Below are 23,336 nucleotides of genomic sequence, written 5' to 3'. Positions count from 1 at the left end.
AACCCTTCCCGGTTTATCCCATAAGGCTCCGCCGTCACGGTTGCCGAGGAAAGCCGACCTGACGCAGCGCGGTCATCGGCCCGCGCGTTTTCACGATCTCCAGTTGTGTCTGATCCTTCACCAGTAACCCCCCGGCAAACCCCAAGGCATTGATCGAGATCCCTTCAAAACATTCCGCCGAACGGGGGACCAAGAGCATCCATGGCCGGGTGACGAGCAGGTTGTAGGGACCGGTCCGCAAACCCTCCGGAGTCCGGCTGATCGGTACCTGCGCCCGCTGCAGCAATGTTTCGTACCGCGTCAGCAGCAGCGGGGCCGATTCCACCGGACTGTCGAGCCAGCGTGGGTCCATCGGCGCAAAGGCATGGAGAAACGGCAAGCCCGGAATCACGCCGGCCGGACCGGTGATGCGCGAATGCCTGACGAATGCCTCGATCGGCAGGCGAGGCCCTGTCTGACAGAGCGGAAGCGGCACGAGTTGCAGATGCCTGTGCTTCTGGCTGGCTCCGGCCACCCGTCCCGCGTTGTAAAACCCCAAACCGTCAATCTCCGCCAGACAGACCAACAGCGCCAGACAGTCCTGTTCCGTCAGCAGCATGTCCTGCTCCTCGAACGAACGGGTGACGATCAGCAGGTGATGGTCCACCACGTTGAATTTGTTCAACAGCGCGACATGGGTGGGCGACACATCGGCGACGAACAGGTTCGGATCATAAGGAAGGAAGGGATTGGCCGGAGGCTCTGCCGGTTGCGAATGGCCCGGTGGCGGCTGTGCCGTGGCCGCTTCCGCCTTCCTCGCCAGCGCCGCGACCAGACGGATGAGGAACGTGATCCCCTCTTGGTCCACCGTTTCTTCGGTCGTCGGGATGGAGACGATCGCCCCGCAGCGGCGCGCCTGTTCCGTCCGCTCGCGCAATGCCGGCCACAAGGTGCCGGGCGTCAGAAGGAATGGTTGACGGCTCATCGTAGAAGCAGAGTAGACGAACTGTGATCGCTAGAAAAGAGCCTGCTCGAAACGAGCCCCGCCGTAGTTGCTTGTGCGACAGTCTCGTTGGCATAGACCATCCCGATTCCGTCCCACGCTGGCCTCCGACATTGAGACTGTTCCCCCGGCTGTGCGAAAGTAGCAAGAGTGCGGGCGTCCTCGCCGATTGCAAGCCATGATCCGGCCTGTGTGGCGCGGAGAGGGCGGATACGCGCACGACGACGGCTCCTCCTCGCCGGAGGGAAGCGGACTGAGCGGACCGATCAAGAAGGGAACTGGTTGTGGTTATGACAGAAGGCGCGACCGCGCCGTTAGTGGAGCAAACGGTCGAGCCGCATACCTTTGTCATTCTCGGCGCCACCGGCGATCTGACGCGGCGGAAACTGCTGCCGGCGCTCTATCATTTAGGCGACCACGGCGTTTTGGACCGGCGGAAGACCTTGATCGTCGGGGCCGCGTTGCCGGAGATGAGCGAAGAAGCCTTTCGCCTCTGGGCCTACGAAGGGCTGCACAATGCGGGCTTGCGCAATGAGCCGGAGTTGCGCGCCTGGTGCGAAGCCTGCCTCCATTACCATTCCTTGCACGGAGGGGGGGCGGAAGAGTTTGCCGCGTTGGCCGGGGCCATCCGCCGGTTGGAACGATCCCGTTCGATGCCGGAGAACCGCATCTTCTACCTGGCGTTGCCGCCGGACACGGTTCCCGCTGCCATCGAACAGCTCGACCAGGTAGGGCTTCTGAAAGGCCGCGGGTGGGTCCGCGTCGTGTTTGAAAAACCCTTCGGCCACGATTTTCATTCTGCCCGAGCCCTGAATACGCGGCTGCACCGGTACCTCGACGAATCGCAGATCTACCGGATCGACCATTACCTGGGCAAGGAAACGGTGCAGAATCTCCTGGCGTTCCGCTTTGCCAATCCGATTTTTGAATCGCTGTGGAACCGCGACATCGTCGAGAGCGTGCAGATCACGGTGGCGGAGGATATCGGGGTCGAGCATCGCGGCGCCTATTACCAGCAGGCCGGCGCCCTGCGCGACATGGTCCAGAATCACTTGACGCAACTCATGACGGTCGTGGCCATGGAAGTGCCGGTGTCCTTTGACGCCGGCGCGATCCAGGGCGAGAAGCTGAAGGCGCTGCATTCGATCGCGCCGATTCCGCCGCAGGATGTGGTGTTCGGCCAGTACACCGCCTGGCGGATCGCGGACATCACGATTCCCGGCTATCGCGAGGAGAAGGGCGTGCCGGCGGATTCGACGACGGAAACCTATGTCGCCCTGAAAGCGGAGATCCACAACTGGCGATGGAAAGGGGTGCCGTTTTATCTGAGGACCGGCAAGCGGCTTCCGCGCAAGCTGACCCAGATCACGGTCACCTTTCGCGAGGCGCCGACGCAAGTGTTTCGCTCTCTCGCGCCGGGCAGCATGCCGCCCAACAAGCTGCTCATCACCTTGCAGCCGAGCGAAGGGTTTTCGCTGTGTTTTTCCGTCAAGTCACCGGGCCGGCCGTTCCGGTTTGCCGACCGGGCGTTGCAGTTTGATTATGAAGACGCCTTCGGCCGATTGCCGGAGGCCTACGAGACGTTGCTGCGCGACGTGATGATCGGCGACCAGACCCTGTTCGTCACGGCCGACTTCACCGAAACCGCCTGGCGGTTATACGACCCGTTGCTGGCCGGCGAGCGGTCCGTGCATTTCTACACGGCCGGGACCTGGGGGCCCCGGGAGGCGGAGGCACTGCTGGAGCGGAATGGGCATGGGTGGCAGTTGGGGTGGTGAGGAAGGGATGGAAAGCCACCCATACTGGTCCTGTGCTCCCAGAGCCCGCGCGCTCAGAAGCACGCTCGCTCCATGGCCGCAGTTGGACCAGCACGAGGGCCCTTCCATAGTGGGGACGATTAGCGAGCTTTGAGGGAGCATCATAGGCGGTGCCGGGGGACCCGTTGCTCTTTCCTTTATGCAACGGGTCGCGACGCGCGCAGTTGACGCCTCGCCGCCCTTGTCTTTCCGCCGCCTATCTCTCGTGCCCTCGCCGGTCTCCGCCCTGCTGTTCCCACCGACAAGCCGTTGACTTCCCAAGTGTCGCGGCGTAGCTTGTGCGCGGTTTTTTCACCCGAAGGAGCCCAAGCATGCCTCAACCCACACTTTCTCCCGATCGGATCATGCAACTCGGTTTCGGCTTCTGGGGATCGAAGACGCTGCTCAGCGCCGTCGAGCTGGGTCTGTTCACGGAACTGGCGAAAGGTCCGCTGGATGCGGAGGCGTTGGCCAAGCGGCTGAATCTCCATCCGCGAAGCGCCAGGGATTTCTTCGACGCGCTCGTCGCGTTGGGGATGTTGAAGCGAACGGGCCGCCGCTATGCCAACACGCCGGAAACCGCCATGTTCCTTGATCGGGCCAAACCCTCCTATATGGGCGGCATGCTGGAGATGTCCAATGCCCGGCTCTACCGATTCTGGGGATCGCTCACCGAAGCGCTGCGCACCGGCAAGCCGCAGAACGAGGCGAAGACGGGCGAGGACTTCTTCGGCGCGCTCTATGCGGACCCGCAACGGTTGGAAGGGTTTCTCAAGGCCATGACCGGGCTCAGCCTGGGGACGGCGCGGGCCATCGCGAAGAAGTTTCCATGGAAGCGGTATCGGTCGTTCGTGGACATCGGGTGCGCGCAGGGCGGCGTGGCGGTCGAGATCGCGTTGGCGCACAAGCATCAGACGGGCGGCGGAATGGATCTGCCGGTGGTGCGGCCGGTGTTTGAGGCTTATGTCAGGGCGAAGGGGCTGGCCCAGAGACTGCGCTTCCAGTCCGGCGACTTCTTCAAGGACCCCTTGCCGAAGGCGGACGTGCTGATTATGGGCCATATCCTGCACGACTGGAACCTCGACGAAAAGCTGATGCTCCTGCGCAAGGCCTATGAGGCGTTGCCTGCCGGCGGCGCGATCATCGTGCACGAGGCGATCATCGACGACGAACGGAAACGGAACGCGTTCGGACTGCTCATGAGCCTGAACATGCTCATTGAAACGCACGGCGGCTTCGACTTCACCGGTGCCGACTGCAAGCAATGGATGAAGGAGGCGGGGTTCAAGCGGGCGAGTGTCGAAAAGCTGGCAGGGCCGGATGCGATGGTGGTGGGGGTGAAATGAGGCGAGGGGAGTAGTAGCCAGGCAGCCCTCTGTGCTCGCAGAGGCCGCACACTCAGAAGGTGCTCCCTCCATGCGCGCAGTGGAGGGCAACCCGGCTACTCCCCTCGGAGAGCGAGGGTGGCATAGGCAAGCTCGGTGGGAGCATCATAGCGGAAAGTCACTCGATGGCCGCAGGAGCCCTGGTCGTGATTGCCGCAGGCAACGACGCAGTGGACGCGGCCAGCGTGACGCCGGCCAGTTGCGATGAAGGGTTCACGGTCGCAGCCAGCGACTATCGCGGCCACCTGGTGACGCGCTACTCGAACTTTGGACCGGACGTGAAGATCCTGGCGCCGGGGGGCGACCTTCGGCGGGACGACAACGGCGACAGCCAGCCGGACGGCGTCCTCAGCATGGTGAAGGGAGGGTATGCCTACTTCAACGGCACCTCGATGGCGGCTCCCCACGTCGCGGGGGTGGCGGCGCTGATTTTCGCCGAAGATCCCAGCATGATCCCGGGACAGGTGATGGCCCGGCTCATGAACGATGCGACACCCCGCACATCGACTCAGTGTCCGAAACCTTGCGGGGCGGGACTGCTGACGGCGTTCAAGGGAGGTCCCCCACCGGAAACGCCGGTGTCCATCAAGCTGCCGATCATTCCGCCCCCTCCGCCGGCGACAGGGGGGACGCTCACGCAGCCCAATCAAAAGCTGTCCTACTCCTTCGACGTCGTGCAAGCCGCCAAGTATACGGTGGAGACCCATGGGACGACGGATGTGTTCATGTCATTGTTCGGCCCCAACAGCGCCGCCAGGCTGATCGAAGAGGACGACGATGACGGGGAATCGTCCAATGCGAAGATCACGCAACAGTTGGCGCCGGGGAGCTATCACGTGCAGGTGCGCCATTACAGTCCGGCCGGAACCGGGGAGTTCACCATCACCGTGCAACAGGAGCGGTGAGCGTTCCGGCCGTGCCGGAATCGTCGTGCTCCAAATCATGCGTCATGGGTGGGTCGCGAGGCGCCGGCGCTTCGCGACCCACTCCGTTTCGCTTCGCCTGCCCCGCTCGGGAGACATGCCGCTCAATGTACGATTGGCCTATGACGATTGACGTATGACGATTGACGAATCCCCCGCCCGCTGGAGGCCTTTTTCAGCATCCTGCCACGCGAGACTTGTGCAGGATGCCATGCACGTCGAGCACCTGGTCGGCTCGGTCGATGGAGTAGAAGATCCGCCAGTCGCCGACCGCATATTTCGCCAAACCCGGCAGGTCCGGCGCAATCGGTTCGTGGCGAAGATTCTCGACGTTGGAGGCGAGCCACTTGGTCTTGTCGAACAACCGCTGGGCCAGCGCCTGATCTACTTCGGCCAGGTCGGCCACGACGGCCGGTTTGAACGCCAGGCGATACCAGGGCATGGTTGCTACCAGCGCAACCCGAGTTTTTCAGCCAGGTCGTCCCCGCTGATCCGCTCGCCGCTCGTCAAGGATTCTTTGAGCCTGGCTCGGAGCGCCTCTCCAAGCTGAAGCCCCAAATCCGGATCGCCCAGGAGTTCGCGCAACCGGTCGTCCACGAGGCCGCGGACGAGTTCTTTGAATTCTGCCGGGGTGAGGTTGGAGAGGTCCATTGGGGGAGAATAAGAGGAGGGATCGGCGAATTGCAAGGAGGGAAATGGTGGAAGGGTGGCTTGTTGATCTCCCGTGCTCGCGCAACGCGCACACTAGGTTGTTCAGATTGTCATGTTGCGGGCGGTGCTCGTTGGACGCGCGCAGTTAGAGACCAATCAAGCCACCCTTCCTGTGATGTGACAGGGAGCAAGCTTGGAAGGACCATTCGAAGAAAGCGGTGAGGGCGCGGAGAGAACGGCCAGCCATCCTTCTTGCTCACGGAGGCCGCACAATGAGAGGAGATGGAAGGCCACCCATACTGGTCCTGCGCTCCCGGAGTACGCGGAAGGGGAGGGCGAGGCGGCTGGTGTGGTTTCTGTGCTCGCAGAGGCCGCACGCTCAGAAGGTGCTCCCTCCATGCGCGCAATGGAAACCACACCAGCCGTCTCGCAGGCGAAAAACAACGAGCAAGCTTAGAGGGAGCATCATAGATAAGTGTCGAACGACGCCCGCAGTGGGACCAGCACGAGTGTCCATCCATGGGGAAGAGGCAACGAGCAAGCTTGGAGGGAACGTTTATATCTGTGCTCGCGCAACGCGCACACTAGGTTGTTCAGATTGTCATGTTGTGGGCGGTGCTTGTTGGACGCGCGCAGTTAGAGAGCAATCAGGCCGCCCTTCCTGAGAAGCGACAACGAGCAAGCTCGGAAGGAGCATAACAGTGGATGCCTATTGGGCTTTCCAGTAGACTTGCTCGCTAGGCGGATTCACAGGCTGCCGAGCCTTGTTGAAACGAAGGTTGGTAGTAGCCCACTAGAGGAATTGGAGGATGAGATCATGTCATTGAGAAACCTGCTCTTCGGCCTCGTAATTCTCTGTTCAGGCTGTGCAAGTTATGTGACTCCTGGCGGATCGGTGAACTTGGCAGACATCAATCGCGCCGACATTGCCGAAGCTGCTTCGCGCAAGCCCTCTCCTAACTTTCCCTCCCGCCTGGCGGTTGCAAGGGTTCAAGCACCCCAATACAAATCCTACACATCAACGAGCTACGGCTCTGGTCCGTTTAGCGTTGTAACGACGCAGGAATTACTTACCGAAGACCAGATTGAAAGCATCTCAAAGTGGCCATCTGTGGCAGGGGTCGCTCCCATCAATCGGCTACTTCTCCCTCCTTCTCTGAATTCCCTTGATGATCTAAGGGTTTCAGCTGCTCAAGTCCAAGCTGATGTCTTGCTCATTTATACAATCGACACTTCATTCAGAGTTCAAGGGCGCACCTATGCTCCACTGTCCCCATTGTCTCTTGGAATAGTGCCAGATCGTGACGCACACATCACATCCACAGCGTCTGCTCTCTTTACTGACGTCCGCACTGGATTTGTCTATGGCCTTTCGGAAGCTACTGCCAATGCCACGGGGCTCACCAATGTATGGGGATCAACAGACACTGTTGATAGGAAGAGACTGGAAGCAGAGCGAGAAGCATTTGCACTGCTCATCCCGCAGATGGAAAAGACATGGGCAGGCATTGCAAAGCAGTATGCGAAATAGAAAACGGCCAAGCGGCGGACCCACAAAGTGACTGCTCGGATAAAACAAAGGAATCAGCCCCATTCTTTCGGAAGGCCCTGTGGAATCCGTATCAAAGGCATCGCAGATGAAACCGAACAGGCAAGCTCGGAGGGAACCCCTCCGTCTTGAACTACCAACGTCCACCACTGTCCGGACTATTGCGACGGAGCCTTCGGCTGCTTGTTCTTCTTCTGCATCCGGCGCTGCATCAGCTCCGAGCAATCCTGCGACAGGTCTGTGGCGTGTTGTTCGAGGCATTGCACGATGCGGCCCTCGCCCGGCTTGACTCCCTCACAGAACCGTTTGACATCATCGCCACAGGCCTGTCTGATCTTCTCCCTCCCGCGTTTGTGCGCATCGGAGGCGGCTGAAGGCGGCGCGCTTGATTGTGGATTCTGGTCGCTGGCGAACGCACAGATGGCCACTTCTCCTCCCATGAGGATGCCGAATGCCAGCAAAGCGATGACAAATGGTTTCACAGGGGACATCTCCCACCTCCGGGTACCAGCCTGACGGTTTCCATTCAGGCATAGACTTCGGCCTGATGCGGACGGCCGGTGCGGTGTGATAGCGATAGCGCTGATCTGATGCGACAAGCTCCGCCGGTCTTTCGGCCGGCGGAGCTTGAGTGGCTGAATTCAGATGGCACGACAGTTATTTTCCCAGCGTGCCCATCGGATTCTTCATCGTGTCCTTGGCGCTGTCCTTCAAGTCCTTGGCGTCTTGTTTGACCTGGCCGGTGCCCTGCTTGGTCTTCTCGAGATCGAGGGCCTTGGCGTCCTCTGCCGTCTTGGTCGCGTCGGTCTTCAGCTTGCCGGCGGACTCGGTCACCGACTTGCTCGTTCCCTTCATGGCATCCTTGCCTTCGGCTGCCATCCCTTCGGCCTGAGCCGGCGCCATGAGCGCCGGGACGCCGCCCGTAGCCAGCCAAACGACCATTGCGGCTATCGCCAACCACGATCTATGCATGACTATCCTCCTTGGTTCGGTGGGAAACGGCTGCTCCGTCTCGGTGCGACGGGTCTGGCCTTGCGAGGGCATGATAACACAACGGGTCCCTGTCTATCGGCTCCCTCAGCCGGCGGTGAATGGCCATCCGCGTCTCCCGCACGATCGCAACGGACAGTCAACTCAGTCTTGCTGCTGGTCCCGCGCGTACTTGCTGTGCAGCTTGATCGGCGCCCGCCGGTTCTTCCTCATGCGGATGTTGAGCATTTCGACGCCGACGGAAAAGGCCATGGCGAAATAGATGTACCCCTTGGGCACGTGCACGTCGAATCCTTCGACCATGAGCGTGACGCCCACGAGGATCAAAAACGACAGGGCCAGGATCTTGATCGTCGGGTGGGCTTCGACGAAATCCCCGATGGCCTTGGCTGCCATGAGCATCACGACCACGGCCAGGATGATGGCGATGGCCATGATGGAAACATGCTCGGCCAGGCCGACGGCGGTAATCACGGAATCGAGCGAGAACACGATATCCAACAGCGCGATCTGCAGCAAGACCATCCCCAGTCCGGCGGCCATGACCTTGCGATCGCTCTCCTCGACGCCTTCGAGGCTCTCGTGGATCTCATGCGTGGCCTTGGCCAGCAGAAACAATCCGCCTCCGATGAGAATCAGATCGCGCCCGGAGATCTCCTGAGCCAGGACGGTGAACAAGGGCTGGGTCAAGCTCATGACCCAGGAGATGGAAAACAGCAGGCCCAGGCGGGCGATCATGGCGAGGCCGAGGCCTGCCTGTCGAGCGAGAGTACGTTGCTTCTCGGGGAGGCGGCCGACCAGGATGGAGATGAAAATAATGTTGTCGATGCCCAGCACGATCTCCAGGGCGGTCAAGGTCCCCAAGGCGATCCAGGCTTCGGGGTTGGTCAACCATTCAAACATCAGGCTCTCCATTCTGTGATTGAGCGTCAGGCGCCCGCCCGTACCTCAGCGTACGCCACGCTGATGGATGGGGGTACATGGAGGAACTTTGGCGACACCGGGCATTCTACTGCGGTGTGTCGTACAGGGGCATCAGCTTTATTCTTTATGAACAGGCGGGCTCTCTGTCGTCGCTCGGCGGAAAGGCTTACGATTCGAGCCGCTTGATCATGCTCATGAGCACCGCCTTCCGCTCTTTCAGATCTTGCCGCATTTCAAAGTTTTCGGTATCGGCAATCTCCGCCCCAAGGTCCGAGACGACGCTCCTGAGCGCCCACACAAGAATCTCCTGCTCGTTCGTTTCCAAGGATAGGGTGATCATGGGATTCCTCCCGTCTATTCCAAGGACTTGGCTATCGTGTCGCAAGCCGATCCCTTCTCGGCGTAGAAGATTACACGGATATTCTATCGCTGGTGGTTGACCTCGGTCATCACGTTGGGAGTATGATGACATAGCTACCGATCTCGGGAGATCCCTCCGGAGGTCGGGATCTCTCGCATCGGTCGAAAAGCGACTGCCGTACCATTCCAGCCTGAGGGGCGCCATGCGCACCGTGGTCGCCGTTGATTGGTCGGACCAGGCCTTCAATGCGGTCCGGGTCGTCTGCCGCCTCTTTACCCATGAAGAGCTGACCCTGGTCCATGCGGTGGACCTCCGGCCGTTCGAGAATCCCATCTTTGCCCAGCCGATCGGGCGCAGCACCGCCGAAGACCTCCGACACTCGATGATGGACGCGGCCGAACGGCTGCTCGATCAGACCAGCGCCATGCTGCCGGCCACGGTCTCCTCCATCAAACGGTTTCATCAGGTCGGCAACCCGGCGAAGGTCGTGCTTGAGACGGTCCGTTCGACCGGGTGCGATCTGGTGGCGGTGGGATCTCAAGGGCGGGGACGGGTCGCGGAATTGTTCCTCGGCAGCGTGTCGCACCGGGTGGTCTTGCATGCCCCCTGCGCGTCGTTGCTCGTGCGGAATGACCCGGGGAAACTCCAATCCGTCCTGCTGGCCGTCGAGGGACAGGAGGATGCCCGGCGGCTCTGTGCCTGGCTGCAACGCCATCGATTCATCCAGCCGATTTCGTTGGCCTTGCTCAGCGTGGTCCCGACCCTCCACGCCGGCGACGAGGCCCTCGGGGCTCGGTCCGAGAAATGGACGGGGGAGATCGAACAGTATGCCGAACAGCTTGTGGAGGAGACTGCGGCTTCTCTGCGGGATCTCTTCCCCGCCGTCACGCCTCGGGTAGGGCGCGGCGACCCGGCCCGTTGTATCGCGCAGGCGGCGCGCCAGGCCGACCTGGTGATCCTAGGGTCCCATGGCTGGAAGGGCATCGAGCACTTCCTGCTCGGCAGCGTCTCCCATGCGGTGTTGCATCAGGTGACGTGTCCCGTGCTGATCGTCCGCTAGTTTGCTCCAATTCTTCCTCGTCCGAAGTGGGTGTCACGGGCGGCTTGGACATCGGCCGTGCCTTGGGGCAGAAAGGAGTGGACCAACATGGAATGGAACATTGCGTCGAAAATCGTCCGCAAAGTCGTGGTGCTCGACGAGAATCACACCGTGCTCGAAGCCGCGATTCTGATGGCCGAGGAGTTCGTGGGATCGGTGGTCATCACCAGCGCCTCAAAAATCACCGGCATCTTCACCGAGCGGGATCTGATGTTGCGGGTGGTCGGAAAGAAGCGGGATCCCGAACAGGTCACGATCAGGGACGTGATGACCAAGGAAGTGGTCCGGGTCAGCCCCAAGGACAGCGCGAGCGCCTGCCTGAACTTGATGAAGGAACATCGCTGCCGCCATCTGCTGGTCTTCGACGGCGACGAATTTGTCGGGCTGGTCTCGCTCCGCGATCTGGTGGCCTTGATGATGGAGGAGAAGGAGGAACTGATCGGCTACCTCCAACGGTACATCAGTTCGTGACCCTGGCGCATCGCGACGGAAGCAAGCGGGCGGTGGGCTCCGGGTCAGCTTAGTTCGACCGTTCTGCTTTTGAGTTCATGCTGGAAGAGGACGGCCTGGGCCTCCTGCAAAAAGTCCGGGATGGCGACCGCGATGACAGCGCTGCCGAACGCCGGGGACGCCTGCGCGTGGACCGGCTCCCGGCCGAGCAGATCGGATAGCTCCTCCCACAGGTTGAGAAAATACTCCTTCTTGGAGTCAAAGCCGCTCAGGATGGGCAAGAGCGTCTCTTTGAACAGCAGCCGGGCGTCGTCCGACAGGGGCTGCAGCCAGCCCTCCCTGGTCCCGACCTCGCGATAGACCCGTTTCAACAGCACGTCCTTGGGGCCGGTGCCGTCAGCCCCGAGTTCCTGGCAAATTTCCGCCAGGATGTCCTCCGGGTACTTGTTGAGATAGTAGATGGTCTGGCGGGGGAAGCTCTCGGCCGACAGCACGAGCGAGCCTGCCTGTTGCCTCAGGCGGGTGAGTTTTTCCTGCGTCGTGCCGGTCGAAGGGAGCCCGAGGTCCTCCAGCCAGTCGGAGAGTTCCTTGGAAATGGAGAAGCTCAAATAACAATCGATCAGCTTGTCGCGCCATTCTCCGAGGGTCTGTGGAGAGACGGGAGGGCCCTGTGTCGTCCCGTCGCCGCCGTGGCGGTTCGCGGCAGCCACCTCGTCCGTGGCGGGATCCCCACGGAACGTCACCCGGGTACCGCAAGCGGGACAGAAACGCGCCCTCAGCGGGAGTAGGGAACGACAGGCCTGACAGTCCATGGCGCCCTCCCTTTTTGAGCATCCTGTGACTCTTTCTACAGAGCGGATATTTTGTTACCCCAGGACCCAGACCGCAATCCCGGACGCCTCCCGCAGCACGTGCTCGGTGATGCCGTTGCCGAAGAGTCGTTTCGCGCCGGACGTGCCGTGGCGGCTCACCACGATCGTGCCGTACCCGCCGGTGCGCGCTTCATCGAGAATGGTGTCGGCAATGTCGCGTTCATGGCCGAACTTGAGCGTCACCCGCTCGATGGGGAAGCCGGTCTTCCCCAGACCCTGCAAGGCCTTCAGTAGGATCGGATATTCGATGGTCCCTTCCTCCTTCACCCATGCCTCCTGCTCTTTCCGCAACTGTCTCCCCAACTGATCTTCCACCGTCGGATCTTCGGAGCCGCCGTGCTCCAACAATTCACGGGGCATCGGCTTCAGCACGTGGAACAACGTCACGGCCACGTCCTGCGTGTCCCGGAGCAGGACTCCGACGTAGTGGACCGCGCGGGCCGACTGTTCCGAATCGTCCACGGCGACCAGGATCTTTTTGGAGACGGTTCGGTTCGTCGCATCCTGCGCGTCTCTGGAAAGGATTGTGTGGCTCGTGGTGGCAGCCATGGCATCACCCCTGGAGATCAGGAAGACCAAGTGAACTCACTCGCTCGCCGCTCTCTTGTGCCTGCAGGCAGTCGGGATCCGGCCCTGCGGGAGAGGGTCTTGCGTTGAGAGCCAGTCGGTCGGGCGGCGGCTTCCACTTCCGGCGGCGGGAAACCCGGTGTGCCTTTCGGTCGTCTCGGTACAGTCCGCTTCGAAAAGCGCCCTTGGCCAAGAATTCACTGCCTCCTCTGGCGGGCTACCACCATCGAGGCTCTGTGAAGGGCTACCGTGAAGAAGCCAGCCGCCCAATCGAGCGGCCATGGTGGCGTGGTGGAGTGCGGTCTTCCATGACGACCCCTCCCTGTTGAGGATCGCCGAGGCGAACGGGATAGGAATAGGTTGTTGCCCCCTTCACCTGTGCGATCGGCGTGCGTTCAGCCTATTCCTGAGCAGCGAGTAAGTCAATGCACCAAAAACTCAGAACCCCAATTCTTTTTCCAGATCGGATTGGCCTTTCTTGAATTGCTCTTTCTCTTGATCGCCCTTCTCGGCGAACGCCCCCTTCATCTGGTTTTTCATCTTCTCCGCCGACTGCTCCATCCCCCGGGCGAACTCCTCCTGTTTGGCCTTCACCTGCGCCGCCTTCTTCGAGCCGGCGAATTCGTAGTAGGCGAGCGCAGCGCCCTGCGCCAGGGTGGCATCGCCCCGTTTCATGACGGTATCGCCGCGCTGTTCCGCCCGCGTCTTGGCCGGGCCGTTGCCCCCGGGGAGAAATTCCATCCAAGCGGCCGCCGTCCTGAGCTTGGCCAGTGACTTGGTCGAGGAGGTCGTCATGGTCGCCAGGTCGGCGGACAGGCCTGCCGCCTCTTTCTCCTCCGCCGCCAGCAGCTTGGCGATATTGGCCGAGGCCGTCTTCTCCAACTCCTGGCGGTAGGCAGCCGGCGCCTTGTACCGTTCCTCCGCGCCGGTCTGGGCCTGGTGCCAGGTCCGTCTGCCGGACAGTTGGTCGATCGTCCAGGCAGCCTTGAACAGGTCCAAATCATCCGGCTTGGCTCGGACGGCTTTCAGCATGACCTGGTCGGCCTCGCGGAACTGGCCGGAGGCCTCCAGCCAGGCGAATGCCGACGCCCGCTCATTGGCCTTTCTGCTCTCGCCGGAGTTGGTGTAGATCGTGTCCTTGGAATAGAGCCGGCCCTGGACTTCAGCCTTGGCCGCCAGGTCGCGGCCGAGTTTCGGGAGCGCCTGGCCCGCCTTCATGCGCAGGTCGTCCGCCACGCAGTCGTCGCGTTGGATTGAATCGTAGAGGAGAAACAGGTCCGCCTGCTTGCCGGCCTTTTCGGCCTTGGAGAGGTCGGCCTTGACCTGCTCCGTCCATTTCTTCCGCTCGTCCAGCCCGCCGCAGATGTCGTCGGCCTGGGCGGGCGGGCCAGAAGACAGGAGCATGAGGCCCGACAGACCCATGAAGGATACGGCCAGGCTCCACCGTGCGATCAGCGTCATCGTCCTCTCCTCCATTACTTGCCCATCATCTGTTTCATCATGTTGTTGATCGCGTCCATATCAGGCTGGTCCTTCCCTGGCGCCTCCTGCTTCATGCCCTTCATCATCTCGGACAGATCGGGTCTGCCCTTCCGGCCATGGCCCATGCCCATCATGGCTCCCATGTCGGTCTTGGCAAAGGTAGCCGGGACTTCGAACAACTTGGGGTCCTGTTTGCCTACCTTGAGATTCGTCAGCTCCATCTTGATCCGATGCGTCTCGGTTCCCTCTTTGTACAAGAGATCGGCCTTGACCGTGACGCCGTCCTTGGTCCGCCAGGAGAATCCGCCGTATTTCTTGCCGTCCTTCGCCGTGGCGATGGCCTTGTATTTCGTCGTCTTCATCCCGTTGACGATTTCCTCGCCGACGACTGTCTCCTGCCAATCCAGGTTCTTGAGATCCTGGACATCGGAGGCGTCCAGCGACATCTCCATATACATCTTGGCGTCCGGCATGACGTTCCATATCACGTTCTTGTCCCGGTGGATGATCATGTAGGAAGCCCCGTCCATTCCCGGAACACCCATGTCGTTCCGCTGCTTGGCAGGGGTGTAATAGATCCGGCCCCTCATCGTCATGAGTTCGGTTTCCATGACGGAGTCCGCCGAGTATTCGACCTGCGGTTCCACCAACGGTACGGCCCGGACGGATGGGACCGGCAGCAGGGCGGCGCCCAAGACCAGGGCTGCGCCCACAGACAGGTTCTTCATTGGTTCTTCTCCTTGCAAAGGGTGGGGGAATGAGGCCCGGATAGGCTAAACTATCTATCCCGATGAAGTCAAAGCAGGTGCGCCGCCACAGCCGATCGCGCGGCTGTGCATCATAGATAGATCAAGGGCGGTACTCAGCTGACACTTACTCCGACCCGACATCGGCGATGGGCCCCTAGTATCCAAACCTATACAGGACTGTATTGGTATAGATACGATCCCTCTCGGCGCCGACGGCGCTCTCACCTTAAGCCTGCGGTCTGGCGAACATTTCTGATCGAGACCCTTGCCGCACGGTTCTTGCTCTCCACAAGAAGGGTCCGAATCAGCCGGCGCAGGCGCCACTAGCCCACATTATTCATGACGGTTCGTCACGAAACCACTGAGACGCCAAGCGTTGGACCCATGTATGGAGAAGAGCAATGGGTACCCCCACGCGGAGCCCCTTGCGGCGGAGGCGTACTTGAAACAGTAGGTTGAGGCCGTGAGGGGCGAGCCTGCCCGCCATACCAAGCTTCGCTTGAGCCGCCGCGTTCGATCATCTCGCGGCGGAGAGGCCCTTTGCCTTCGACTTCGCATGCTGGCCAGGGACCCGTTGCAATCTGAGAGCAACGGGTGCCCCGCGGCGTATCGGCGGTTGCAGTAGAAGCGTTCATGAATAATGTGGGCTAGGACGATGCACCTCCGTCATGCACGCGCGAAATGGACGTGAATCGCGGTGACCGGTTCGACGATTCGCAGACCTTCCACCAGGAGGATACCCATGAGGTCCTGGAACTGTTCGTGTCTCTTGGTCATGTGCCTTGCCATGGTGTTTTGGCTCTCGCCATCCGTCGCGGCCCAGCCGGATGACGTGACAGAGCGTTTCGACGGCCACGCCTTCCGCTGGGAGCGAATCCCGGCGCCGGCCCCTGCCGCGTCGCTGTTGGATCTCGGGCACCACTATCGGGTCCGTCTTGCCGAGGAGGGCAAGGCCACCGAGGTTCAACTGCCGGTGAAAGCGCAGGCCATCGGGGCCATGGACCTGAGCACCTTGCGTTGGGGGCGGCTGGACCCCGGAACGAAACAGTACGAGGTCCTCGATGTTCCGGTGGTGGTCTCGGGCAAGGGAACGAGCGTGCGGCTGGCCCAGAGCGGAGACTATTCCCTGTTCGGGCTGCCGGCCGAGCCGCTGGGCAAGGCCGCGATCGGGCGGGTCTGCGCCATAGAAGGACGGCCGACTCCGGCGCAGATCGAACCGATCTGTACCAAGATCTATTGCGCGGGTTTCAAAGAAGTCGGCCCCATCGGCGTCTCGGGCGATCCGGGCATCCCCGGGATGCCGCCGAGGCCGGGACCGGGAGGGGGCGACATCTGCGAGCGCTGCATGAACCGCGGCGGTCGCCTTCCCGAAGCGATTGCGGAATGCCACCTGACCAAAGGCATCGATGTCGGCATCGTGCTCCCGCCGCTGTTCCCCCTCCCGGTCTGTCAGGTGTCGCCGGCTTCCATGGTCGATCCGTCGGAACCGGGAAACTATCCGGTCGCCTCCACGGAGTATAAATTCGTGGACGCCATCAACATTCCTCCGAACGATCCCAACACCGATGTTTGGGCGACAGTCCGATACCCCGGTGCGGCCGCCGGACCGGACGCCGCCATCGCCCCCGGCACGACCAAATTTCCGCTCGTCCTCTACCTGCATGGGAACCATGGCACGGTGATTTCGGGAAGCAGCCATGTCTGCGGCGGAAGCGGCCCTCCGGTGCCGAATCACGACGGATACAACTATGTCCTGGACCGGCTTGCCAGTTTGGGTTTCATTGCCGTCTCCATCAATGCCAACGATCTCAACTGCAAGGCCGATCGCATCCCGGAACGGGGAAAGCTGATTCTCGAACACCTCCGGCGATGGAAAAACTGGAACGACCCAGGTCAGCCGGATGCCGATTTCGGCGGGCGTTTTTACAACCGCGTCGACCTCAACCGGATCGGCTTGGCCGGTCATTCGCGCGGCGGGGAAGCCGTCCTTTCCGCCTATCTCGAAAACAAGAACGCCGGGTTGGGGTTCGGCATCAAGGCGCTCCATTCGATCGCCCCCGTGGACTTTCACGGGCTGATCCTGGAAGACGTGCCCTATTACGTGTTGCTGCCGGCTGCCGATGGGGATGTGTCCAGCCTCGCCGGGGCTCGTCTTTACGACCGCGCCGCGCCGCGCGCCAATCCGAACAAGATGCCGAAGATGCAATCCCATGTGTACGGCGCCAACCATAATTGGTTCAACACGGTGTGGTTCCAGGACGAGGGCAGTCCGCCAGGGGGCACGGCCGGACGGCTGACGCAGCCGCAACAACAGGCGGTGGAGCGGGTGATGGCCGTGGCATTCTTCCGCCAGTTTCTGCAAGGGTTCACGTCTGCCCGCGGGTTGTTCACCGGAACGGCCGCCGTGGCTTCCTTGGCACCAGCGGAAATCTATCGGTCCTACCAAGATCCGGTGCATCTCAATGTCGATGACTTCGAAGACCTGCCGGCCAACGTCGCGCTCAATTCCCTGGGAGGAAGCAACGCGGGCGTCTCGCTCTCCCCGTTCGGCGAGTTTTCCTTCACGCAGGGCAGCGCATTCAACCCGAGCTTCTTTCAACAGACCAAAGGCCTGATCGCGGGATGGAACGCCGCCGGAGACCAGTTCACCCTCGCCATCCCGGCGTCCAAGAAGGATGTGTCGGCTTATCGCTACCTGTCGTTCCGCATCACGCAGGTGTTCGACAACGGAGCCGTGAACCCCGTAGGGCAGGACCAGGATTTGGACGTGGGATTGGAGGACGAACTGGGGAATAAAATCTTTCTGCGGGTGGGGACCTACGATCGCATCCCCTTTCCCTATCAACGTCCCTCTTTGATAAAATCCATGTTGCAAACGGTTCGGCTGGGTCTCGTGTGTTTTTCCTGTCGGACGCTCGTGGGCGTACACACCAAAGCAGTCGTGAAAATCCACTTCCGGTTCAATCGGAAGGCGGCCGGACTCGTCGGCATCGACTCGATTCAATTCACGCGCTGAACGAGGAAGGAGACAGTCATGATGAGACAGGCGAAAACGATGGCAGTCACGGCGGTGTTCTGTCTCTTGGCGAGCGCGGTCGCCTATGGCGAGTCTCCCCAGGAGGCGCCTGGCGAGGCGCAGGTCAAGCTCAACCAACCGATCCCGGGGGCCAAGCTGACCGTGGAGCGGGTGTCTCTCACCACCCCGATGGAGGTGCTGGAAGCCGGACGGAAGCGGCAGGTGAAAGAGGTGCTCGAATTCCGCGTGACCTCTTCCGAGCCCATTGAAGCGAGGGCGCTGGACCCCGTCCTCTACGTGGGGAAGACCAAGGTCACCGACTATCGGTACGAGGACGACGGGCGGACGGTGGTCTTTTTGCTGACCGACACGAAGAAGGCGCAGGACGGCGCGCCCACCTATGTCCAGTTTGGGGATCAGGTCAGCACGAAGACGCCGCTGCAGAAGTTTTCGCGGAAACAGGCGAAAGAGCTGACACGCTAGTTTAGTGCGTGTAACGCTTCTTGACATTTCACGTTCGCCCTGAGCTAGTCGAAGGGCTTATGGTTCTGACGGCTTCGGTTCGTGCTTCGACAGGCTCAGCACGAACGGGCGTGTAAAGCCATTTCTGACGCACTACACTAGCCCGATGGTCCAGATCACCGAAATCGCCCCGGATATATTCCGGATCTCGACCTTTGTTCCCGACTTCGATCTGCAGTTCAACCAATTCCTCGTGAGGGACGATGAGCCGCTGCTGTTTCACACGGGGCTCCGCGCGATCTCCCCCGCGGTGATGGATGCGGTCGTGTCGCTTATCCAGCCGGACCGGTTGCGATGGATCGGCTTCAGCCACGTGGAGGCCGATGAGTACGACTGATCGGTCGGCGGTTTGCCACCCTTGGTCTGTGGCTTCACCGTGGGCGATACATCATCCAAAACGATAATGTTTCCCCACGGCAGATGGCACGACGACCTCCTCGCCGAAGGCATTCACCAAAGCCGTGATGGCCCGCCAACCGGTACAATGACCCGGGATGATCATTTTGAGATCAAAGCTCAGCAAGTCCCTCACGGTTTCGGGGATGATCTTTTCCGGACCGGAGCCGGACAAATGGAATCCACCCATGACCGCATAGAGGGGGATGGCGGGGAACGTGGCTCGGGCTTGCTTCGACACGTTGACGACTCCCGCATGGGAGCAGGCGGTGAGGATGATGAGGCCTTTCTCTTTCACCCTCACCGCCAGGAACTGCTCATCCATGATGAAGGGGTCTGGTTCCCATGTGACGCCGTCTTCCGCCTTCCGCATGTGGTTCGGGAAGCCCTGTTCGTAGGTGGTGACTCGCGCGATCTCGCCGCTGATATAGAAGCATCCTTCGAGCAGGCATCTTGGTTCTGAGACACAGACCACTGAACCGCCCTTCTTTGACAGGGCTTCTGGCCGAGGCACATCCTTAAAAGGCACAACCTCTCCCGAGGGAAGCCTGAACCCCCGCGATCGGAACACGTCCGGGTGGAGATATACGGGTACCTTCCGGTCTTTGTTGTGGGAGATCAACTCCAGCGCCTTGGGCAGCCCGCCGCCGTGATCCCAATGACCGTGTGAGAGCATGACACACTCGATCGCGCCGAACGCGACGCCCAGCCGTTGCCCGTTTCGTTCAACAGCGTATCCTTCTGGGCCGGTGTCGAAGAGCAGGGTATGCCTCGCGCCGTTTGCGTGAGCGGTCAGGATCAGGGACAGCCCGTGATGGGCGCAACAGATGGACTCACCGCCCCATTCGGTCATCCCGGCGCTCAACAGGCGGGCCAATTCCGATCGTACGCCGTTGGGGTTGGTCGAAAGTTGGTCGGAGACGTTGTCCACCAGTACTTGGACTTCCAGTCGATCGACCGGGAGCAGTTCAACAGAGGATTCCGACGGATGGTATCCCCTTGCCATCTCGACCTCCTGATTCCGGCAAGCGGCCTGACGCTGCGTCCGTTTCATCCAAGACACAACGCGGCGAAGAATGCCCGTGCGCGTGCCACTGCCCCTGGAAGCCTGGATCGAGGGGCAACCCACAGCGAAGCGGGGCTCCCGCCGTGACGCTTGTGTGAGTTTCACCGATGATGGTTTTCCACCAGAGTGGCAATTTGCACGAAATCGACGCTGGGACGTACCCCGTAGAGACCGGTGACTTTCTCGATGAGTTCACTGGTGAAGAACGATCTGGCTGCCTCCTCCGAGTCCCAAACATAGAAATTGGTCGCTTCACGCGCTCCGGGGATTGAGGGTGAAGGCCTTGTAGCGCAGTCCCGGCATTCCCTCGAACCGTCCTCGCGCCGTCTCGGCGATCTTTCGGATGGCGGTCTCATCGAAGCGCTCCCCGTATCGAAACGTCACGAATACGCCGATCATCTCCCCCTCCTTCCGTGAGTGGCAGGAAAATATCATGAGGCCACAATCTTCACAATGTTCCGACTCCGTCGGGCTGAGAGGCGCCGACGAGGTCGGCGGGTCTTGTTCTGTTCCGTTCGCGAATCGACGCGGGACTCCATTCGCCGTGAATGCCGGTGGACTTAGCTCCGGCGGCCGAGCCGACGGCCGTTGCGATCCCGGGACGGTGCGCGGCGACCCGGCGCGCGCTTTTGTCGAGGCCGATACCGGTCGCAGGCGCATTCGCGGCAGGGGCCGCGGCTCACGGCCACGACGCGATGCTGCCGCTTGTTGTGGCCGCAGTGGCAAACTCGGTCCGCTTTGCTCCTGGCGCTCATGCGAGGGACCTCGAATTGCGACCATTCTATATTCTGACGCAGCCGTGCTTCCATCACAGAGAGCATGTCCGGTGGAAGCGGTTCTTTGGATGTGATAGGGTCGGCTGCGCCTATGGCGAGGGGCCGAAACGATGGCTCGATCGTCACCGCAGCTCGCGGGATTCCGTACCACGGAAATTCTCCAGCCACGGTTCTCGCAAAGCGGGCGGTGCAGCACTCGCTTTTTCACCTACGCATGTCGGAAAGGAGACAGGCCCATGGTTGTCGCACAGGGGTTGGTCGTGTCGCTCGAATATACGTTGCGGCTCGACAATGCCGAGATCATCGATTCGACGGAGGGCAAGGCGCCGCTGACCTATACGCACGGGGCACAGGAAATCATCACGGGCTTGGAAAAGGAACTCGAAGGCATGGCGGTGGGTGAGCGCAAGCAGGTGACGGTGAGCCCGAGCGAAGGCTACGGCGAAGTGCATCCGGAGGGGCGGTTCGAAGTCGCCAAGGACCGCGTTCCTGCCGAGGCGCTGCGAATCGGGGCCACGCTTCAGGGCGAGGGGCCGGACGGCAAGCCCGTGTATCCCCATGTGGCGGAGATTCGGGAGCACACCGTGCTGCTCGATCTCAACCATCCGCTGGCGGGCCAGACGCTCCACTTCGACGTCACGGTGGTCGATATCCAGGCGCAGGCGTAGCCCTCCCGGTTCGACCTGATAAAAGCGGACATGCAGAAGGGCGGCAGGAAGACGAGGAAGACCGCTGCAAAAGGGGCGAGTCCTTCCAAGCCTCGGTGCGCATGGGCGGGAGACAAGCCTCACATGATCCGCTACCACGATGAAGAGTGGGGCAGGCCCGTCCACGACGATCGGCGCCATTTTGAGATGTTGCTGCTGGAAGGGGCGCAGGCCGGCCTGTCCTGGGAGACGATCCTGCGCCGGCGCGAGGGCTATCGTCGGGCCTTTGCCGGGTTCGATCCGGCGAAGGTGGCCACGTTCGATGCGAAGAAGAAGGCGGCGCTGCTCAAGGACGCCGGCATCATCCGCAATCGCCTGAAGATCGATGCCGCCGTGGCAAATGCGCAGGCCTTCCTGAAGATCCAAAAGGAATTCGGCTCGTTCGATCGATACGTCTGGCCGTTCGTCGGGGGGAGGCCGAAGGTCAATCACTGGACGAGGATTGCTCAGGTGCCGGCCACCAGTCCGGAGAGCGACGCGCTGTCGAAGGATCTCAAAAAACGCGGCTTCCGCTTCGTCGGCAGCACGATCATCTATGCCCACATGCAGGCGGTCGGCATGGTGAATGATCACCTGCTCGACTGTTTCGTGCGGACATCACGGTCGCGGAAGGCGAGCCGGAAATCAAGAATCCCATAGCGGAGTGGAACCATGCGAATCGCAGTGATCGGTGCGACCGGGACGATCGGGCAGGCCGTGTGCCGGGCATTGGCGTCTCGGCACGAGGTGATCAAGGTCGGGAACAAGGGCGGGGACTTTCAGGTCGATCTTGCCAATCCCGACTCGATCCGATCTCTCTACCAGGCGATCGGTCCGGTGGATGCCGTGGTCTCGGCAGCCGGACGGGCCGCCTTTGCGGACTTGACGAAACTGACGGATGAGGATTTTGCATTCAGCCTGTCCCATAAACTGATGGGGCAGGTGAATCTGGTCCGGATCGGAGCCGCATTGTTGCGAGACCGGGGATCGTTCACGCTCACCAGCGGCGTGTTGAGCCAGGAGCCGATGAAGGGGAGTGCGGCGATCAGCCTGGTCAACGGGGGGCTCGACGGGTTTGTGCGGGCGGCGGCGCTGGAGTTGCCGCGTGGCCTTCGCATCAATGTGGTGAGCCCCACCTGGGTGACCGAAACCTTGAAGGCCCGCGGAATGGATCTGGCCGGCGGCATGCCGGCCGACGAGGTCGCGCTCGCCTATGTGGAAAGCGTCGAAGGAACGCAAACGGGCCAGGTGCTCAATACGAGAATGTTCAGAAGATAATTTCCCGCGGTCCTCTTCCGCCAGATACGCATCTACGCACTCCCTCTGATCCACTCTGCCGTTCCATCGAACCGACAGCCCGAGAGAATGAGTCGGCTGCTTCGCCGAACCGGCCCCCTCTCGCGGTCTGGCATGCCCCATTCGAACGAGGCGCCTTGGGTCAGGCACTGACGGATACAGCGGCGTATTGGAAGAGATACACCTGCCAGTCCCCACCTGAGCGGCTCCTCTACGTTTCAACGGTTTACACCTAATGCGTCCAAATTGTGATCCGGCGTGCTCCTTGCTCCATATGGGAGCGTGTGACAGTAGGGATAATGCCCTGGGTGGTTGCATGACCGATCGGAGATTCAGGCTCAAGGCGGAAGATCCGGTCTCGCTCCAAGAGGAGGTTGACCATGAAACGCTTGATGACGACGATTGCCTGTCTGAGCATCCTGTTCGTGTCCACGTCCTGCGTGGCCTACCGCACGTGCAGCAGCGAAGAGATGGTCAAGATGAAAGAAGGCGGATTCAGCGTTGAGGACATCAACAGAGCCTGTACGAGCTCTAAAATTCCCGACGAAGTGATAGACGCAACCCGCACGATTATTCAGGGGGAACTCGATAGACGGTATCAGAACGGGAATCGTCCGTCTGCTGACGGCGATCAGACGTCTTATCAACCGGCTACACGCACGTCCGTGGCCGCCACTTCCGTTGCGACAACCTGCGTGACGCGACAGGGTAGGTGTCCGTTGATCCAGCCGGGTGTCAGGGGAGCGCCCTGCCTGTGTCATTCCTGGTACGGACAGTTCCCGGGTGAGATGAGGTGAT

At 61.2% G+C, this 23,336-nt stretch carries 26 protein-coding genes; 13 read left to right on the top strand and 13 right to left on the bottom strand.

The window, feature by feature from the left end; translation table 11 throughout:
• Positions 1–34 precede the first annotated feature (34 nt).
• Positions 35–964 carry an ATP adenylyltransferase family protein gene (locus QWI75_RS18295; protein WP_289270481.1) on the bottom strand — a complete coding sequence of 310 codons (930 nt, stop codon included), beginning with the start codon at positions 962–964 and terminating at the stop codon, positions 35–37.
• 308 nt (positions 965–1,272) lie between these two features.
• Here QWI75_RS18295 and zwf point away from each other — a divergent pair, with 308 nt between their 5' ends.
• The 3 genes from zwf (at position 1,273) to QWI75_RS18280 (ending at position 5,068) form a co-directional block, all read left to right on the top strand.
• A complete protein-coding gene (gene zwf / locus QWI75_RS18290) occupies positions 1,273–2,760 on the top strand; it encodes a glucose-6-phosphate dehydrogenase (RefSeq protein WP_289271660.1) in 1,488 nt (495 codons plus the stop codon).
• A 350-nt stretch (positions 2,761–3,110) separates the two neighbouring features.
• Complete coding sequence (locus QWI75_RS18285; RefSeq protein WP_289270479.1) at positions 3,111–4,124, top strand: methyltransferase; 1,014 nt, start codon at positions 3,111–3,113, stop codon at positions 4,122–4,124.
• 164 nt (positions 4,125–4,288) lie between these two features.
• Complete coding sequence (locus QWI75_RS18280) at positions 4,289–5,068, top strand: S8 family serine peptidase (protein WP_289270478.1); 780 nt, start codon at positions 4,289–4,291, stop codon at positions 5,066–5,068.
• A 193-nt stretch (positions 5,069–5,261) separates the two neighbouring features.
• Here the strand turns inward: QWI75_RS18280 and QWI75_RS18275 are convergent, their stop codons facing one another.
• A complete protein-coding gene (locus QWI75_RS18275) occupies positions 5,262–5,528 on the bottom strand; it encodes a type II toxin-antitoxin system RelE family toxin (protein WP_289270475.1) in 267 nt (88 codons plus the stop codon).
• A gap of 5 nt (positions 5,529–5,533) precedes the next feature.
• Complete coding sequence (locus QWI75_RS18270; RefSeq protein WP_289270473.1) at positions 5,534–5,737, bottom strand: hypothetical protein; 204 nt, start codon at positions 5,735–5,737, stop codon at positions 5,534–5,536.
• Between the two features lie 817 nt (positions 5,738–6,554).
• On the opposite strand from QWI75_RS18270, the gene QWI75_RS18265 reads away from it, so the two are divergent.
• Positions 6,555–7,268: a hypothetical protein gene (locus tag QWI75_RS18265; protein WP_289270471.1), complete on the top strand. Its 714-nt coding sequence runs from the start codon at positions 6,555–6,557 to the stop codon at positions 7,266–7,268.
• A gap of 176 nt (positions 7,269–7,444) precedes the next feature.
• Here the strand turns inward: QWI75_RS18265 and QWI75_RS18260 are convergent, their stop codons facing one another.
• The 4 genes from QWI75_RS18260 to QWI75_RS18245 form a co-directional block, all read right to left on the bottom strand.
• Positions 7,445–7,768 carry a cysteine rich repeat-containing protein gene (locus tag QWI75_RS18260; protein WP_289270469.1) on the bottom strand — a complete coding sequence of 108 codons (324 nt, stop codon included), beginning with the start codon at positions 7,766–7,768 and terminating at the stop codon, positions 7,445–7,447.
• Between the two features lie 175 nt (positions 7,769–7,943).
• Positions 7,944–8,258, bottom strand: coding sequence for a hypothetical protein (locus tag QWI75_RS18255; protein ID WP_289270467.1), 315 nt, complete (start codon positions 8,256–8,258; stop codon positions 7,944–7,946).
• Positions 8,259–8,420: 162 nt separating this feature from the next.
• A complete protein-coding gene (locus QWI75_RS18250; RefSeq protein ID WP_289270465.1) occupies positions 8,421–9,179 on the bottom strand; it encodes a TerC family protein in 759 nt (252 codons plus the stop codon).
• A 187-nt stretch (positions 9,180–9,366) separates the two neighbouring features.
• A complete protein-coding gene (locus QWI75_RS18245) occupies positions 9,367–9,540 on the bottom strand; it encodes a hypothetical protein (RefSeq protein WP_289270463.1) in 174 nt (57 codons plus the stop codon).
• A 223-nt stretch (positions 9,541–9,763) separates the two neighbouring features.
• Between QWI75_RS18245 and QWI75_RS18240 the strand changes: the two genes are divergently transcribed.
• Positions 9,764–10,621: a universal stress protein gene (locus QWI75_RS18240; RefSeq protein WP_289270461.1), complete on the top strand. Its 858-nt coding sequence runs from the start codon at positions 9,764–9,766 to the stop codon at positions 10,619–10,621.
• A gap of 87 nt (positions 10,622–10,708) precedes the next feature.
• The gene (locus QWI75_RS18235) at positions 10,709–11,131 is read left to right on the top strand and encodes a CBS domain-containing protein (RefSeq protein ID WP_289270459.1); all 423 of its coding nucleotides are present in this window, start codon (positions 10,709–10,711) and stop codon (positions 11,129–11,131) included.
• Positions 11,132–11,175: 44 nt separating this feature from the next.
• Here the strand turns inward: QWI75_RS18235 and QWI75_RS18230 are convergent, their stop codons facing one another.
• From QWI75_RS18230 to QWI75_RS18215, 4 genes are all read right to left on the bottom strand, one after another.
• Positions 11,176–11,820 (bottom strand): hypothetical protein, encoded by a 645-nt coding sequence (locus QWI75_RS18230; protein WP_289270457.1) that lies wholly within the window; start codon positions 11,818–11,820, stop codon positions 11,176–11,178.
• 156 nt (positions 11,821–11,976) lie between these two features.
• A complete protein-coding gene (locus tag QWI75_RS18225) occupies positions 11,977–12,531 on the bottom strand; it encodes a universal stress protein (RefSeq protein ID WP_289270455.1) in 555 nt (184 codons plus the stop codon).
• 456 nt (positions 12,532–12,987) lie between these two features.
• Positions 12,988–14,010 (bottom strand): hypothetical protein, encoded by a 1,023-nt coding sequence (locus QWI75_RS18220; protein WP_289270453.1) that lies wholly within the window; start codon positions 14,008–14,010, stop codon positions 12,988–12,990.
• 14 nt (positions 14,011–14,024) lie between these two features.
• Positions 14,025–14,759 carry a DUF4412 domain-containing protein gene (locus QWI75_RS18215; protein WP_289270451.1) on the bottom strand — a complete coding sequence of 245 codons (735 nt, stop codon included), beginning with the start codon at positions 14,757–14,759 and terminating at the stop codon, positions 14,025–14,027.
• Between the two features lie 763 nt (positions 14,760–15,522).
• Here QWI75_RS18215 and QWI75_RS18210 point away from each other — a divergent pair.
• The 3 genes from QWI75_RS18210 to QWI75_RS18200 all read left to right on the top strand — a co-directional run bounded on the left by QWI75_RS18210 (position 15,523) and on the right by QWI75_RS18200 (position 18,655).
• A complete protein-coding gene (locus QWI75_RS18210) occupies positions 15,523–17,796 on the top strand; it encodes an alpha/beta hydrolase (RefSeq protein ID WP_289270449.1) in 2,274 nt (757 codons plus the stop codon).
• Positions 17,797–17,814: 18 nt separating this feature from the next.
• Positions 17,815–18,279 carry a hypothetical protein gene (locus QWI75_RS18205; protein ID WP_289270446.1) on the top strand — a complete coding sequence of 155 codons (465 nt, stop codon included), beginning with the start codon at positions 17,815–17,817 and terminating at the stop codon, positions 18,277–18,279.
• 145 nt (positions 18,280–18,424) lie between these two features.
• A complete protein-coding gene (locus tag QWI75_RS18200; RefSeq protein ID WP_289270445.1) occupies positions 18,425–18,655 on the top strand; it encodes an MBL fold metallo-hydrolase in 231 nt (76 codons plus the stop codon).
• Positions 18,656–18,706: 51 nt separating this feature from the next.
• On the opposite strand, the gene QWI75_RS18195 is transcribed toward QWI75_RS18200, so the two are convergent.
• Entirely contained in the window at positions 18,707–19,720 is a 1,014-nt protein-coding gene (locus QWI75_RS18195) for an MBL fold metallo-hydrolase (RefSeq protein WP_289270443.1), read from the bottom strand.
• A 312-nt stretch (positions 19,721–20,032) separates the two neighbouring features.
• The gene (locus QWI75_RS18190) at positions 20,033–20,179 is read right to left on the bottom strand and encodes a hypothetical protein (RefSeq protein ID WP_289270442.1); all 147 of its coding nucleotides are present in this window, start codon (positions 20,177–20,179) and stop codon (positions 20,033–20,035) included.
• Positions 20,180–20,792: 613 nt separating this feature from the next.
• On the opposite strand from QWI75_RS18190, the gene QWI75_RS18185 reads away from it, so the two are divergent.
• From QWI75_RS18185 to QWI75_RS18170, 4 genes are all read left to right on the top strand, one after another.
• Complete coding sequence (locus QWI75_RS18185) at positions 20,793–21,224, top strand: FKBP-type peptidyl-prolyl cis-trans isomerase (protein ID WP_289270440.1); 432 nt, start codon at positions 20,793–20,795, stop codon at positions 21,222–21,224.
• Positions 21,225–21,254: 30 nt separating this feature from the next.
• Entirely contained in the window at positions 21,255–21,902 is a 648-nt protein-coding gene (locus tag QWI75_RS18180; protein ID WP_289270438.1) for a DNA-3-methyladenine glycosylase I, read from the top strand.
• A 12-nt stretch (positions 21,903–21,914) separates the two neighbouring features.
• Positions 21,915–22,520, top strand: coding sequence for a short chain dehydrogenase (locus tag QWI75_RS18175; protein ID WP_289270436.1), 606 nt, complete (start codon positions 21,915–21,917; stop codon positions 22,518–22,520).
• A gap of 398 nt (positions 22,521–22,918) precedes the next feature.
• Positions 22,919–23,335, top strand: coding sequence for a hypothetical protein (locus QWI75_RS18170; protein WP_289270434.1), 417 nt, complete (start codon positions 22,919–22,921; stop codon positions 23,333–23,335).
• The last annotated feature ends 1 nt before the right edge of the window (position 23,336 follow it).

It is taken from the genome of Nitrospira tepida (genome assembly GCF_947241125.1).
GTDB classification, from domain to species: domain Bacteria; phylum Nitrospirota; class Nitrospiria; order Nitrospirales; family Nitrospiraceae; genus Nitrospira_G; species Nitrospira_G tepida.
This window is presented reverse-complemented; position numbering and strand designations above follow the sequence as displayed.

Coding starts and splice junctions, on each gene's coding strand:
- QWI75_RS18295 (WP_289270481.1), bottom strand. CDS start 964: ATGAGCCGTCAACCATTCCTTCTGACGCCCGGCACCTTGTGGCCGGCA.
- zwf (WP_289271660.1), top strand. CDS start 1,273: ATGACAGAAGGCGCGACCGCGCCGTTAGTGGAGCAAACGGTCGAGCCG.
- QWI75_RS18285 (WP_289270479.1), top strand. CDS start 3,111: ATGCCTCAACCCACACTTTCTCCCGATCGGATCATGCAACTCGGTTTC.
- QWI75_RS18280 (WP_289270478.1), top strand. CDS start 4,289: ATGGCCGCAGGAGCCCTGGTCGTGATTGCCGCAGGCAACGACGCAGTG.
- QWI75_RS18275 (WP_289270475.1), bottom strand. CDS start 5,528: ATGCCCTGGTATCGCCTGGCGTTCAAACCGGCCGTCGTGGCCGACCTG.
- QWI75_RS18270 (WP_289270473.1), bottom strand. CDS start 5,737: ATGGACCTCTCCAACCTCACCCCGGCAGAATTCAAAGAACTCGTCCGC.
- QWI75_RS18265 (WP_289270471.1), top strand. CDS start 6,555: ATGTCATTGAGAAACCTGCTCTTCGGCCTCGTAATTCTCTGTTCAGGC.
- QWI75_RS18255 (WP_289270467.1), bottom strand. CDS start 8,258: ATGCATAGATCGTGGTTGGCGATAGCCGCAATGGTCGTTTGGCTGGCT.
- QWI75_RS18250 (WP_289270465.1), bottom strand. CDS start 9,179: ATGTTTGAATGGTTGACCAACCCCGAAGCCTGGATCGCCTTGGGGACC.
- QWI75_RS18245 (WP_289270463.1), bottom strand. CDS start 9,540: ATGATCACCCTATCCTTGGAAACGAACGAGCAGGAGATTCTTGTGTGG.
- QWI75_RS18240 (WP_289270461.1), top strand. CDS start 9,764: ATGCGCACCGTGGTCGCCGTTGATTGGTCGGACCAGGCCTTCAATGCG.
- QWI75_RS18235 (WP_289270459.1), top strand. CDS start 10,709: ATGGAATGGAACATTGCGTCGAAAATCGTCCGCAAAGTCGTGGTGCTC.
- QWI75_RS18225 (WP_289270455.1), bottom strand. CDS start 12,531: ATGGCTGCCACCACGAGCCACACAATCCTTTCCAGAGACGCGCAGGAT.
- QWI75_RS18220 (WP_289270453.1), bottom strand. CDS start 14,010: ATGACGCTGATCGCACGGTGGAGCCTGGCCGTATCCTTCATGGGTCTG.
- QWI75_RS18215 (WP_289270451.1), bottom strand. CDS start 14,759: ATGAAGAACCTGTCTGTGGGCGCAGCCCTGGTCTTGGGCGCCGCCCTG.
- QWI75_RS18210 (WP_289270449.1), top strand. CDS start 15,523: ATGAGGTCCTGGAACTGTTCGTGTCTCTTGGTCATGTGCCTTGCCATG.
- QWI75_RS18205 (WP_289270446.1), top strand. CDS start 17,815: ATGATGAGACAGGCGAAAACGATGGCAGTCACGGCGGTGTTCTGTCTC.
- QWI75_RS18200 (WP_289270445.1), top strand. CDS start 18,425: ATGGTCCAGATCACCGAAATCGCCCCGGATATATTCCGGATCTCGACC.
- QWI75_RS18195 (WP_289270443.1), bottom strand. CDS start 19,720: ATGGCAAGGGGATACCATCCGTCGGAATCCTCTGTTGAACTGCTCCCG.
- QWI75_RS18190 (WP_289270442.1), bottom strand. CDS start 20,179: ATGATCGGCGTATTCGTGACGTTTCGATACGGGGAGCGCTTCGATGAG.
- QWI75_RS18185 (WP_289270440.1), top strand. CDS start 20,793: ATGGTTGTCGCACAGGGGTTGGTCGTGTCGCTCGAATATACGTTGCGG.
- QWI75_RS18180 (WP_289270438.1), top strand. CDS start 21,255: ATGCAGAAGGGCGGCAGGAAGACGAGGAAGACCGCTGCAAAAGGGGCG.
- QWI75_RS18175 (WP_289270436.1), top strand. CDS start 21,915: ATGCGAATCGCAGTGATCGGTGCGACCGGGACGATCGGGCAGGCCGTG.
- QWI75_RS18170 (WP_289270434.1), top strand. CDS start 22,919: ATGAAACGCTTGATGACGACGATTGCCTGTCTGAGCATCCTGTTCGTG.